At 59.7% G+C, this 12736-nt stretch carries 13 protein-coding genes and 1 tRNA gene; 5 read left to right on the forward strand and 9 right to left on the reverse strand.

Annotated features, from left to right (window positions below; genetic code table 11):
* The first annotated feature begins 59 nt into the window (after positions 1–59).
* A complete protein-coding gene (trhA, locus tag ACQUSW_RS09010; RefSeq protein ID WP_428931964.1) occupies positions 60–803 on the forward strand; it encodes a PAQR family membrane homeostasis protein TrhA in 744 nt (247 codons plus the stop codon).
* 81 nt (positions 804–884) lie between these two features.
* Here the strand turns inward: trhA and ACQUSW_RS09015 are convergent, their stop codons facing one another.
* The 4 genes from ACQUSW_RS09015 to ACQUSW_RS09030 all read right to left on the reverse strand — a co-directional run bounded on the left by ACQUSW_RS09015 (position 885) and on the right by ACQUSW_RS09030 (position 4705).
* Positions 885–1796 carry a carbohydrate ABC transporter permease gene (locus ACQUSW_RS09015; protein ID WP_428931965.1) on the reverse strand — a complete coding sequence of 304 codons (912 nt, stop codon included), beginning with the start codon at positions 1794–1796 and terminating at the stop codon, positions 885–887.
* A 3-nt stretch (positions 1797–1799) separates the two neighbouring features.
* Positions 1800–2624, reverse strand: a complete 825-nt coding sequence (locus tag ACQUSW_RS09020) for a carbohydrate ABC transporter permease (RefSeq protein WP_428931966.1) — start codon at positions 2622–2624, stop codon at positions 1800–1802.
* Between the two features lie 209 nt (positions 2625–2833).
* On the reverse strand, positions 2834–4156 hold the full coding sequence (locus tag ACQUSW_RS09025) for an extracellular solute-binding protein (RefSeq protein ID WP_428931967.1): 1323 nt from the start codon (positions 4154–4156) through the stop codon (positions 2834–2836).
* Between the two features lie 228 nt (positions 4157–4384).
* Positions 4385–4705 carry a hypothetical protein gene (locus ACQUSW_RS09030; RefSeq protein WP_428931968.1) on the reverse strand — a complete coding sequence of 107 codons (321 nt, stop codon included), beginning with the start codon at positions 4703–4705 and terminating at the stop codon, positions 4385–4387.
* A gap of 77 nt (positions 4706–4782) precedes the next feature.
* Between ACQUSW_RS09030 and ACQUSW_RS09035 the strand changes: the two genes are divergently transcribed.
* Complete coding sequence (locus ACQUSW_RS09035) at positions 4783–5169, forward strand: DUF4307 domain-containing protein (protein WP_428931969.1); 387 nt, start codon at positions 4783–4785, stop codon at positions 5167–5169.
* A 61-nt stretch (positions 5170–5230) separates the two neighbouring features.
* Positions 5231–5752, forward strand: a complete 522-nt coding sequence (gene greA, locus ACQUSW_RS09040) for a transcription elongation factor GreA (RefSeq protein WP_428931970.1) — start codon at positions 5231–5233, stop codon at positions 5750–5752.
* 40 nt (positions 5753–5792) lie between these two features.
* On the opposite strand, the gene ilvA is transcribed toward greA, so the two are convergent.
* Together ilvA and ACQUSW_RS09050 are read right to left on the reverse strand one after the other, a co-directional pair.
* Positions 5793–7025, reverse strand: coding sequence for a threonine ammonia-lyase (gene ilvA, locus ACQUSW_RS09045; RefSeq protein WP_428932262.1), 1233 nt, complete (start codon positions 7023–7025; stop codon positions 5793–5795).
* The gene (locus ACQUSW_RS09050; RefSeq protein WP_428931971.1) at positions 7022–8209 is read right to left on the reverse strand and encodes an AI-2E family transporter; all 1188 of its coding nucleotides are present in this window, start codon (positions 8207–8209) and stop codon (positions 7022–7024) included. Before ACQUSW_RS09050 ends, ilvA begins: the two co-directional genes overlap by 4 nt.
* 76 nt (positions 8210–8285) lie before the next feature.
* Between ACQUSW_RS09050 and ACQUSW_RS09055 the strand changes: the two genes are divergently transcribed.
* Positions 8286–9221, forward strand: a complete 936-nt coding sequence (locus ACQUSW_RS09055) for a hypothetical protein (protein ID WP_428931972.1) — start codon at positions 8286–8288, stop codon at positions 9219–9221.
* Here the strand turns inward: ACQUSW_RS09055 and ACQUSW_RS09060 are convergent, their stop codons facing one another.
* The 3 genes from ACQUSW_RS09060 to ACQUSW_RS09070 form a co-directional block, all read right to left on the reverse strand.
* Positions 9222–9800 carry a LemA family protein gene (locus ACQUSW_RS09060; RefSeq protein ID WP_428931973.1) on the reverse strand — a complete coding sequence of 193 codons (579 nt, stop codon included), beginning with the start codon at positions 9798–9800 and terminating at the stop codon, positions 9222–9224.
* A gap of 96 nt (positions 9801–9896) precedes the next feature.
* Positions 9897–11210, reverse strand: coding sequence for a D-arabinono-1,4-lactone oxidase (locus ACQUSW_RS09065; RefSeq protein ID WP_428931974.1), 1314 nt, complete (start codon positions 11208–11210; stop codon positions 9897–9899).
* Positions 11207–12469: an alanine racemase gene (locus ACQUSW_RS09070; RefSeq protein WP_428931975.1), complete on the reverse strand. Its 1263-nt coding sequence runs from the start codon at positions 12467–12469 to the stop codon at positions 11207–11209. Before ACQUSW_RS09070 ends, ACQUSW_RS09065 begins: the two co-directional genes overlap by 4 nt.
* Before the next feature lie 94 nt (positions 12470–12563).
* On the opposite strand from ACQUSW_RS09070, the gene ACQUSW_RS09075 reads away from it, so the two are divergent.
* Positions 12564–12639: transfer RNA gene (locus ACQUSW_RS09075), tRNA-Leu, on the forward strand.
* Positions 12640–12736: the final 97 nt, after the last annotated feature.

The following is a 12736-nucleotide window of genomic DNA, read 5'->3' on the forward strand; positions in this document are numbered from 1 at the left end:
CCGCGTTGAGCCGATTTATCCTGTGTATGTGCCGCTGTGGGCATGCGGGCGGGAATACAATGACGGAGGTGAGCCAAGCACCCCGTGACGTACCCGAAACGTCGAGCGATGTTCCCCAATTGCCGCTTCTCGAAGCCGCTACCGTGGCGGAAGAAATCAAGCCCTCGTGGCGTGGTTGGATTCATGCTGCAACCTTTCCGGCAGCAATCGCAACCGGGATCATACTGATCGTTGTGGCTCAGGGCGGCGCCGCTAAGGCCGCGGCGGCCGTGTTTATGGCTACATCGATGCTGCTGTTTGGCAACTCCGCGCTCTATCACCGTTTTCACTGGGGCACTCGCACCAAAGTGATTCTCAAGCGTATTGATCACGCGAATATTTTGCTGCTGATTGCCGGCACCTATACTCCGCTGGCCACTCTGGCTCTGCCACCGCGCAAGGGCGCCCTGCTGCTGGTTCTTGTGTGGTCGGGTGCTGCGCTGGGCATTCTCTTTCGCGTGCTCTGGATCAATGCTCCGCGCTGGTTGTATGTTGCGCTGTATATCGCTTTGGGCTGGGCCGCCGTCATGTATATCGTCGATCTTTTGCATGCCAACGTAGCCATGATGGTGTTGGTGTGCGTGGGCGGCATCCTCTACACACTGGGCGCGGTTGTTTATGCGTTCAAGCGCCCCAATCCGTGGCCAGGTCACTTTGGTTTTCATGAGATTTTCCACGTGTGCACGGTGCTGGCTTTTCTTTGTCACTGGACGGCCTGTTTGCTCATCACTCTGCAGCCCTTGAGCCCGTCGCTAGGTGCCTAACGGCTGCACGAGCGCTGTCTGGTCTACAGACAACAAACGGGGCGATCGCATGCTGTTGTGATCGCCCCATTTGCTGTGCGGTTAGCCCTTGACGGCCCCCGAGACGAGACCGCTCGTCATACGGCCCTGAACGATCACAAAGAAGACGATCACGGGGATCGCGACGATGGTCGACGCCGCCATAACCTGACTCCAGTCGATGGCCTGCGTGTTGCTCTGCTGCACAAAAGTGCGCAGCCACAGCGGCAGAGTCTTGTTGTTCTCCATAATGACAAGTGCAACCGTGAACTCGTTCCAGCACTGCAAAAAGGCGAAGACCCCGGATGCCACGAGCCCGGGTGCGAGCAGCGGGAATGTGATGCGTACAAAGGCCTGCGTGCGGCTGAGTCCGTCGATCATGGCCGCTTCTTCAAGTTCAGCGGGAACACCTGCGACGAATCCGCGGAGCATCCAGATCGTGAACGGCACGACGGCGGCAACGTACAGGATGCTGAGGCCGAGAGCATTGCTGAGCAGACCGAGGCTGGCCATCATCTTGTATTGCGCGATGAACAGGCCCTCGGCGGGAAGCATTTGAATCAGCAGAATGGTGACGATAAAGCTCACCCGGCCTCGGAACTTAAACCGCGAAATGGCAATCGAGGCAAGAAAGGCGAAGGTCAAACAGACCGCGACCGACAGCAGCGTGACCGTAACGCTCAGGCCCAGTGCCGAGTAAAACGCTGGGTTGAGTACGCGCTCGTAGGCTCGGAGGCTTCCGCCGATGGGAAAGAACGTGGGTGTGCGCGACTCGAGCGTTGCCGACGACAGCAGCGACGAGTTCATCATCCAGTACACGGGGAAGGCCCACGCAATGGCCAGGAAGAGGCAGAGGGTGCTCAAGAGCCCCTTGCTGACGTTGATCCTGGCGCGCCGCACAGGCACAATGCTGCCGTCGTGGCTGCGAACCTCGGTGCGTCGCTTTGTGGGGCGCTGCGCTGTAGCAGTAGCCATGACTTAGGCCTCCTCTTTCACCAGGTTGCGCACATAGAACCAGCTGATGGCGATGGTCAACGCGAGCACGAAAATAGACATTGCTGCGGCAGAACCGAACTGGCCGCCACCAACACCGATCTTGTAGATGTACGTGCCCAGCAGGTCGTAGGCAGTTGATTTTGACCCGGCGTCTTGCAGCAGAGTGATTTGGGCGAAAACGCGGAGGTCCCAGATGAGGTTCAACAGCAGCACAATCGCGATCACAGGCTTCAGCACGGGGAACATAATGTAGCGGAAGCGTTGGAAACCATTGGCTCCGTCGAGCGAGCTTGCCTCGAGCACTTCGCCGCTGACCTGTGTGAGACCGGCGTATGCCGAGAAGGCGACGAAGGGCACCGACATCCAGATGATGATGATGCTGGCGACGCCGAAGAAGAGCGCGGGGCTGGAGCCGATCCAGTTAAAGTTGCCGATATCGACGCCGGGGATGCTGTTGATGAGGTAGTTGACAACACCGCGACGGCGGTCAAACAGCCAGATCCACACGGTCATCGCTGCAATAACGGGCATAGCCCACGCAACCAGCAGTGCGATCTGAAAGATCAAGCGGATCGTGTTGTGCACCTTGGTCATGAGCAGCGCCAAAAGCACGCCAACAATGATCGTGATGAACGCGGTGATGACACAGAACAGTACCGACCGCGCGGCAACTGCCCAGAATGTTGGGTCAGTGGCGATAGTTATGTAGTTTTCTAACCACACGAAGTCGGGTGCAGCTCCAAACTGCTGCTGCATGCCGTATTTCTGGAACGATGTGACGATCTGCCAGTAAACGGGGTAACCCATTCCTAGAAGCAGAACGAAAACCGATCCCGCAATCAGCAAATAAGGTACGAGTTTTACTCGCCACGGTTGTTCTTTGCGTGTTACTGCCCGGCGATGATCTCGCCGAGAAGTGGGCGCAGTGGTGGATGTCATGTATGCCCAGACCCTGTTCGTTATGCGTAAAGAGAGTGGGGGTCGGGTCCCAGCGACCCGACCCCCACGTTTTGTGATCAACCGTTGATGATTGCGTCGATCTTTGCGTCGTACTCCTCCGCAAGACTCGACACGTCTCCGCCAGCGGCGACCTTGCCGAAGAACTCTTCGAGGATCTTCTGGCCCTCAACAGCGGCCCAGCCGGGAGCTGCGGGGGTCAGCTTCGAACCGAGCGCAGAGTCACGCAGCGCGACAGCAAACTGGTCGTCGCCCAGCGAGTCCACGTACTCGGTGTTAGCCGGGCCCAGTCCGTTGGTGCCCAGAAGCTCTTGGTATTCCTGCGAGAAGATGATGCGCAGCAGTTCTTTCGCACCTTCCTGGTTCTCGCTGGCCTTCGAAATGGCAATGTTCGAGCCACCAGCGAAGACCGGGGCGACGGTGCCGGCTTCAACACCGGGCAGCGGGAAGACGCCGAAGACGTCATCATTCCAGGTGCGCTGCTCTACGCCTTCGTCGTTGACGCCGTCGTAGTCACCAATCGACCAGTGCGCCCATCCGGGAGCAATGATGGTTGCAGCGGTGGGTGCGGCACCGTTTTTGTCATTGTTGATGTTGATCCACGGCGTCGAGTCGTCTTCTGTCGCCGGCGCGTTGGATGCGTTCGTGAAGATGTCTTGGAACTGTGTCAGCCCCTCGATGCTCTTCTCAGCAGAAAGCGTGGAAACCCACTTGTCGCCATCTTTTTCAGCAAGTTCTCCGCCGTTAGCAAAGATCCACGAAACACCGTTGCGCCAGTCTTCGCCACCAATGTAGAAACCGGCCTGGTCAGCGGTCTTGAGCTGCTTGACCGACTCATTGAACTCGGCAAGAGTCGTCGGTTCGTCAAGACCCGCGGCCTGCCAAATGTCCTTGCGGTACGTGATGTAACGCGAGCCGAAATAGTACGGCAGTGCGTACTGCTGGCCATCAACACTGCCGACGTCAACGAAGGACTGCAGCAGGTTCTCTCCGCCGAGCTCATCGTAAATCGCGCTGAGGTTGGTGAAAGCACCGGCACCCGTAAAGGTCGGTGACCAGGTGTTACCGATCTCCGTGACATCCGGGGTGTTTTTCGAGTCGGGCAGCTGGTTGGTGAGCTTGGTCAGGGCGTCTGACCAGTCTTGCTGCTCGATCGTGAGTGTGCCGCCAGTGGCGTCTTTGTATTCGTCGACAAGGAACTGGCGCGCTTCTTCAGGCGTGTCGCCACCCATGACCCAGAACGTGATGTTCTGGCCCTGGGCGCCGTCGGGGTCGAAACCGCTGGCGTCGCCGCCAGCATTTCCGTTGTCACCGGTCGAGCAGCCCGCGATCGCTACTGCAGCGACGCTGAGGAGCGCGATGGCTCCGAGCTTCTTCTTCATTGAGTGATTCCTGTCTCTCGGTGGGGACATGCCGACGTTCATCGTCGGCATCGGGGGTTGGGCTTTAACTCAGCGTCAGGGCACGCTCATGCATCTCTGACGTCGGGTGCATTTGTTAGTACACCTGCCGAACTATGTAAACGCAAGCTCTAAGTCGCGCTGTTACACGATGTTTATCAAACCGTTACATCGAGAGCATGTTTCTCAGCGGTGCAGTAGCCTGCCGAGCTAGGCGCGAGGCTCGTCATCCGAGGGCGGTTCAGAAGCATCCGGATGCCCCTCGCCCTCGGTGTCTTCTCCAGGCTCAGCCGCCTGCTGCCGCTGCTGCATTTCGCGCTCTTCTGCATCAAGCTGCTCACGCACTTCGTCGCGATACCGCACACGACGCACGCGGCGGAGCATGTCAAAGATGATGAGTGTCACCATGACGACAAGCACAACCATGACAATGAAACCCACCGGGCCCGGTGAAACCAGCTCGGGATCGATAGTGGGGGTGGGAATGGGGGTTGGTGTGTCGTCAGCCAACCGCACCAGCGTGTCGATCATGAGTCTGCCTTCTGCTCAGAGAGCGCCTAGTCTGGAAGGGTCGATACCTCCAGCCTAACGATCGGAACCTGTGTTCTATGACCACGCCAGAGCAACTAGATGAGCGCTATGGCCGCACGGGCGGACGCCGCACCAAACTGGTCATCATTGTGAGTGCAGCCATCGCCCTCATCGCTGCCCTGGCCTGGATCATTATTCGCTCGACGGGTAGTTCTGTTGCGGCCACGGATCTCGGCTATGAGGTTGTTGATCAGCACAGCGTTACCGTCAAATTTCAGGTCACAGCACCGCGCGATCGCGCACTGCTGTGCGCGCTCGAAGCACTCGACGAAGAGTTCGGCATTGTCGGCTGGCGCATCGTTGAGTATCCGGCGACCTCGACACATGCTCGCGCCTTCTCAGAAACCATTCCGACGGTGTCTTTGGCGACGACCGGTTTGGTGAACACCTGCTGGGTCGAATAAACTCAAGGTGTAAATCGACGCCCCGGCACGGTGCCGGGGCGTTTTGCCATATACCGCGACGATGATCGCGGCCCATCCCGACGGAGGATTCAACGTGTCGGACAACGAACAGGTTCCCTTCCTCACGCAAGAGGCTTACGACAGGCTTGCCGCTGAGCTTGAGCATCTTTCAACCGTCGGGCGTGAAGAGATCGCCAAGCGTATCGAGGCCGCCCGCGAAGAGGGCGACCTGAAAGAAAACGGCGGCTATCACGCCGCCAAAGATGAACAGGGCAAGCAAGAGGCACGCATTCGCACTCTGGAGCACCTGCTTAAGACAGCAAAGGTTGGCGAAGCGCCCGAGAGCCGCGGCGTTGTTGAACCGGGTACGGTCGTGACGGCCGTTGTCGCTGGCGGCGAAGAAGTATTCTTGCTTGGCAGTCGCGAGATCGCCGGCGATACCGACCTGGATGTTTACAGCGAGGCGAGCCCTCTAGGCACTGCCATTCTGGGGCTTAAAGCCGGTGAAAAGACATCGTATGAAGCACCCAACGGTCGCAAAATTGCCGTGGAGATCGTTAAGATCGACACCTTCTCTGGCTGAACCTCTGGCTGAGCGCCCAGCGCTCTCGCGCCCGTGCAGTTTAGTCTTGCACCACGATGGGCGAGAAGCCCGCATGGCGGAGTACCCCGAGCGTGAGCTCTGAGTGCTCCGCCCCTCGTGTTTCTACACTGAGTTCAAGGATCACTTCGCTAATCTGCAGCCCGTGACCGTGGCGTGTATGCATGGCCTCAATCACATTGGCACCGGCCTGGGCGATCAGTTCCGAAACCCGAGCGAGTTGTCCGGGGCGATCGGGCAGCGGAATACGGATCGTCAGGTGCCGGCCCGAAGCGGCGAGGCCGTGGGCAACAACGCGCTGCAAAAGCAACGGGTCAATGTTGCCGCCCGAAATAACAGCGACCGTCGTGCCGAGCGCAGCTACGTTGCCTGCCAGTATTGCTGCGGCAGGCACAGCCCCGGCGGGCTCGGCAACCACTTTCGCGTTTTCCATCAGCACGAGAATGGCCCGCGCAATGTCGTCGTCGGTGACGGTTACGACTTCGTCGACCAGGTCGTCAATGATCGCAAACGGCACGTTGCCGGGTCGCGCGACAAGAATTCCGTCGGCAATCGTCGGCTGGGTTGTGATTTCAACCGGATGTCCCGCGGCCAGCGACGGCGGCATGGCCGCGGCGTTCTCGGCCTGCACACCAATAATGCGCACGTCACGGCCGCGCGCGGCTGCGGCCTGTTTGGCAGCGGCTGCGAGTCCAGCGATGAGCCCTCCACCGCCAATTGCTGCAATTATTGTGTCGACGTCGGGAACATCGTCGATAAGCTCGAGCCCCAGTGTTCCCTGCCCTACCACGACATCGCGGTGGTCAAAGGGGTGGATAAGAACGGCTCCCGTGCGCTCAGCGTATTCTGCTGCCAGCCGCAGTGAGGTAGCGACAGTATCGCCCTCGAGCACCACTTCGGCACCGTAGCCGCGCGTGGCCAACAGTTTGGGCACGGGCACACCGTTGGGCATGAAGATCGTTGCGGGGATACCCAGTGACTGCGCGGCGAGCGCAACGCCCTGGGCATGGTTGCCTGCCGAAGCCGCAACAACACCGCGACCGCGCTCTGCCGGGGTCAATTGCTGCAGTCGATGGGTCGCTCCGCGGATTTTAAAAGAGCCTGTGCGCTGCAGGTTCTCCATCTTCAGTAGTACGGGCGATCCGAGTGCTTCTGTCAGTGTGCGTGACGGCAGCGCCGGTGTGTGCGAAATAACACCGACGAGACCGTCTGCTGCCGCCTGGAATTCTTCCAGAGTCGGCAGCCCCTCTGTCATGCCGACCGTGCCGTCTTGGGTTTGCGTGGGTTGTGGGGCACGGTACTCCAAATGAGGTCTCCTTCTGGATCAGCCCCGGTGCGCCACGCACCTGAGCTCACGGTGACGACGGCAACGTTCACGAACGCTGCCAGGGGAACAGCAAACAGAGCGCCGGGAATACCGGCGATCATGGCACCGCCGGCAACGACGAGCACCACGGCCAGGGGGTGTACTTTCACTGCTGCTCCCATGAGCAGCGGCTGCAGTACGTGACCTTCCACCTGCTGCACTGTCAACACTACCGCCAGCATCGCCACAGCAAACCATAGTCCGTTGTAGACGAGGGCGAGGAAGACCGCCAGTGCACCGGTGAGCACGGCACCGACGATGGGGATGAACGAGCCCAGGAACACCAGCACTGCGATGGGGATGGCGAGTGGTACGCCGAGGAAGAACGCCCCCAGACCGATTCCGATGGCGTCAATGCTGGCGACAAGAAGCTGTGTGCGAGCGTAGTTGACTACGGTTTCCCAACCGTTGCGTGCGGCAGCGTTGACTGCCTGACGTGCTTGGCGGGGGAAGAGTCGCAGCGTCCACCGCCAGATGCCTTCGCCATCGGCCAGGAAGCACAGCAGAATAAACAGGGCCAGCACCGCACCGGTCACCACATGGCCGACGGTAGTGCCGATAACGAGAGCACCGGAGAGCAAGAAGTTTTTCTGCTCTTGCACGAAGGTCGTTGTCTGTTTTAGCAGGTCGGCGATCTGCTCTTCAGAAAGCTGAAGGGGGCCCGTTGTCAAAAAATGTTGGAATTCGGTGAGCGCTTCGCCAGTTCTGGCTCGCACGTCAGGCCACTGCTGGGCTACCTGCCATCCGACCAGCCAAAACAGGCCGGTCACGATCGCGACTGTGCCTACGAGCGCGACGACAATAGCCAACCATCGTGGCACGTGCTTCTTTAGCATCCAGCCAAAGAATGGCCACAGAAGTGCTGTGACAAGAATCGCCACCAGAATAGGAACAACGAGAAGTTTCAGCTGAATCACCAGCCACACCAGCAGCGCGATAGCGCCCGCCAGCACAAGAAATCTCCACGCATAGGCCGCGGCTATTCGCAAGCCCGCTGGCACAGTTGTGGTGGGTTCGATGCTCACCGTTCGATCACGCATGAGCTGTTGCAAGCGCGTCTTTTTCTCTGCCATTTGTTTAGTCTAGGTTGACGCGCCCCACATCTGCTGAAAGACGGCCCATCCCGTGCGGTGTGCCTATGCTGAGAAAATGACTGCTGTCCGCCGCCCTCGCAAAGTTCTGTTGGTGCTCGCAGTGTCACTCATTGTTATGGGTGTGGTCGCTATTACGCTGCTGTGGCTTTTCCGTTCGCCGCAGGCTACTGCCCGCACCACGGTTGACGAGGTTTTCCACGGGCTGGCTACGGGCGACAGCGATGCTATCTCGGCAGCAGGCATCCGCGTGCCGGATGCTGCGGCCCAGGCGTTTGCCGCAGCCGAGGCCTACCTCTCTGAGCCCACGATCACACAGCTGGTCAAACACGATAATTCGGCGACGGCCGACGTCACTTTTCAGCTCGACGGCGCAACGCACACCACGACGGTTCAACTGACACATGCTGACGGTGCCTGGTCGATAACAGAGGGGCTGTGGGGCACGCTCACGGCTACTTCTACGCAGGGCACGCACGTCGCGGTGGGCGATGCGCTGATGACGCTGGATGAGCAGCATCCGGTGCTGCCTGCTGTCTATACCGTTGTTGCGGCTCCCAGCAGCTTCTTGGGTGGTTCGGCGACGGCCACAGTGCTTCCGGATGCTGGTGGTGAGGCTGCTGTGACGGCTCAGTTGCATGAGAGCGGTCGCGCATTCGTGCAAGAAGCGATCGAGGACTATGCGCGCGACTGTGCGGCGGTAACAACTGCCCTTGCTGAACGTTGCGGTCTGACTGTGCCGTGGGCCGCCGACTTGGCCACGCTCGAATCGGTCAGTGTGGATATTGAGCGGATGCCGCGGGTGGAACTGGCCGAGATGAAACCGGGGGCAGACACCGCCGATTTCTCTGCGGCCGACGGTGTGGTCATTGTTACGGTGTCGGGAAAAACAACTGCGGGAAGCGACGAAGAATTTTCGTATCGCTCCCCGCAGTGGATGCTGACGGGCACGTACTCGTTCGAAGGCGACGAGCTTATAGTGCGTGTGCGCTGACTAGAACTGCACCCGCGGCGGTTCGGCGACGGCAGCTGCGTCGGCCACCTCGAAGAACTCGCGCGATGTGAAGCCAAGGTTGCGGGCGAAAAGGTTGTTGGGAAAGACTTTGATCTTCGTGTTCAGCTCACGAACGCCGCCGTTGTAAAAGCGACGCGAAGCCTGAACCTTGTCTTCTGTATCGACAAGAGCCTGCTGCAACTGCAAAAAGTTATGGCTTGCCTGCAACTGTGGGTAGCCCTCCGCAACCGCGAAGATGCTCTTGAGCGCCTGCTGCATGTGGCCTTCTGCCACTGCTGCATCGGCTGGGCCCTGCGCCGCCAGAGTTTCTGCGCGCGCACGGGTGACGTTTTCAAACACCGCTTTTTCGTGAGCAGCGTAACCACGCACGGTTTCGATAAGGTTCGGGATGAGATCGGCTCTTCGTTTGAGCTGAACAGTGATGTCACTCCATGCTTCGTCAACACGAACGTTCAATTGAACGAGCCCGTTATACGTCGACCAAAGATAAATTCCGAGTATGACCAGCAGGGCGAGAAATACCCCGATGACAATCAGGAATGCAGCGAACGCCGACATGGGCCCCTCCTTCGACAGTTTTCTTCATACTAATCATGCATCCTGCGCATCATCTGGATATTGGTCGCAGGCTGTGGAAACTCCAGCGCCACCGCACTAAGCGCCCAGCACTCGTTTCAGGTGTGTGTTGGCAAAAATACGGTCGGGATCGCACTGTTCCCGCAGCTCAAGAAAATCATCAAACTTCGGGTGTACTTCGCGCAGTTGCTGCGCCCCCAGCGTGTGCAGTTTGCCCCAGTGTGGGCGGCCCCCATGGGCGAGCATGATGCGTTCGATCGCACCAAAATATTCGGTCGGGTCAATGCGCCAATACCGGTGCACGGCGATGTAGACCGTATCGCGGCCATAGGCTGTCGACAGCCACCGGTCATCGGCGGCAGCCACACGCACTTCGATGGGGAACTCGATCTGCCAGCCCCTGTCAACGATCAGTTTTTGCACTGCTGTGAAGGCCGAAAGGAACTGTTCCCTCGGCAGCGCATATTCCATTTCGCGAAACCGCACTGTTCTGCTCTGGGTAAAGACGCGGTGCGAGAGATCGGTGTATTCGCGGTCGCCTGTGAGCTGCACAGCAAGCCGGTTAAACGGGCCTCGCACCGCGGGAACCAGGGTCGAGGTTGAGCATACGACGCGATAAACACCGTTCGACAACAGCGACTCATCGACCCACCTACCCACGGCCGGCAGGGGGTCACGCACAGCGGACTCTGCGAGTCGCGTTTGCCGCTTGGTGAGCGCGCGGTCGGTGTGCGGAAACCAATAAAACTCAAAGTGATCGTTGCCGTCGGCGTAGCGGTCAAACGATCCGAGCACGTCATTGAGCGGCGCAGGCTCGTCAATAGCGTGCACAACAAAGGCCGGAACACACTGAATCGTCACCTCGACCATGACACCCAGTGCACCGAGCCCAATCACAACCGCCGGTAAAAGGTCGGGCTCGTGTGTGTCATCAATACGACGAAACTCGCCCTCGGCCGTGATCATAGTGATGCCCACCACCTGTGCCGCAAGACCGGCAAACTGGGCCCCCGTGCCGTGCGTACCGGTAGATATCGCGCCCGAGAGCGACTGCCGGTCAATATCGCCAAGGTTTTCCATCGCAAGGCCATAGGGCGCCAACAGCGCTGGAATACGGTGCAGGCGTGTTCCAGCCAAAAACGTTACCCGCCCCAGCTCGTGGTCAACGGCAACGATTCCCTGCAGGTCGCTGAGATCGAGCAGCACTCCGGGCGCGACAGCAATTCCGGTAAAACTGTGCCCCGCGCCCACCGCTTTCACGGGTAGCTGCTGGGTCCGTGCCGCATGAACAGCGCGTTGCACAGCCTCGGGGCTGCGAGGGCGCTCAACTCGCGCCGGTTGTACCGCTGCGCTGCGGCCCCAGTTCGTCCAGCGGCCTCCCCATCGCGTCACAAGAATGTCCTTCCCTCACCCCGGTACGTGGGCAGTTCGCCCACTACCTCGTTGCCCTGTACGAGACAGTACTGGTCAATATGTTCGGCGGGTTCGCCGCTTTTCGCGTGCCGGAACCATACGCGGTCACCAATCGAGAGGTTGGTGGCGGCGGGGCCACGCAGGGGCGTCTGTACTTCTCCGGATGCCTCACGCGGCAGCATCCGGAGCCCTTCTGGCCATACGGGTAGCGGCTGTCGCGACGCCACGGACGGGCCGGATGCAATCCACCCGCCGCCGAGCACTGTCGCGATATCGGCTGCGGGTTTACGCACAACATCAAACGCAAACGCTGCCGCGGGCGCGAGTGAAAATGAGCGATAGCCATCGAAAAGGTGCCCGGCCAGTAGCCCACTACCCGCGGTCACCTCGGTCATCACAGGGTCGGCACCCGTGTATTCCAGTGATCCAGTTCCTCCGCCTGTCACAAACTCCAGCGGTGTGAACGCCGTAATTGCCGCGACAATCCGTGCGCGGCGCTCGCTCAGCTCGGCACGAGACAGAGCCTGCACCGCACGGATCACCCCCACATCGGCACCCACGTTATCGGGCTGGCCGGCAATCTGCGCCTCATACATTTGCACGCCCACCAGCCGAAAACCGGGGCGTTCAACAACCGAGCGGGCAAAAGCAGCAGTCTGTTCGGGGCTGAACCAGGGCGAACGGCGAACCCCAATGTGACCCAGGCTGCGTGTGCGCAGCGAAGCATCAACATCGATCGCCACGCGCACGCGACTGCGCTGGGAAGGCGCTACCACTGCATCAATAATGTCAAGATGAGCGTGGTCATCAACCATGAGGGTTATGCGGCGACACGCCTCTTCGTCACGCACAAGACGGGCAATACTGTCCCGATCCACAGTCGGGTATGCCACGACAATGTCGTCATGATCGCGCGCCAACCATAGGGCTTCAGCAAGAGTAAAAGCCAATATTCCACGGTATCCGGGCAGCTGCAAAACAGCGTCGAGAACTCCACGCACCCGCACCGATTTAGATGCCACCCTGATCGGCAGCCCACCAGAACGCACGAGCATATCGAGGGCATTATGCCGCAGAGCAGCCACATCGATGATGCCGAGCGGCGCGGCACGGCCAGCGGTAGCCGCAGTCAGTCGCGGCCACCAGTGTTCGCTATGCTGCCAGGGCTCAGCGCCCGACAGCGCAGGATCAGTGTCGGCAGCAGGAATGCTGTGCTGTTCAGCGGTGAGATCAAGCACTCCCCCAGCCTATGACAGACCCACCTTTTTCACCCGCTATCGGCCCCGTCGCCGAGGTGTTTACTTCCCAACCCCGCTAAGCTGTTGTCGTTACGCCCCCGTAGCCCAATGGCAGAGGCAGGCGACTTAAAATCGCTTCAGTGCGGGTTCGACTCCCGTCGGGGGTACCACTGCGTACGAGCACTCGCCGATGCGCACGTGCCCGCCTGTTTTACAGCATCCGGATGCTTCGTATTTACAGCAATCGGCAACGCGAAGGCCCCGCCC

The organism is Microbacterium luticellae (assembly GCF_050408645.1).
In the GTDB taxonomy this organism is placed as follows: Bacteria; Actinomycetota; Actinomycetes; order Actinomycetales; family Microbacteriaceae; genus Microbacterium.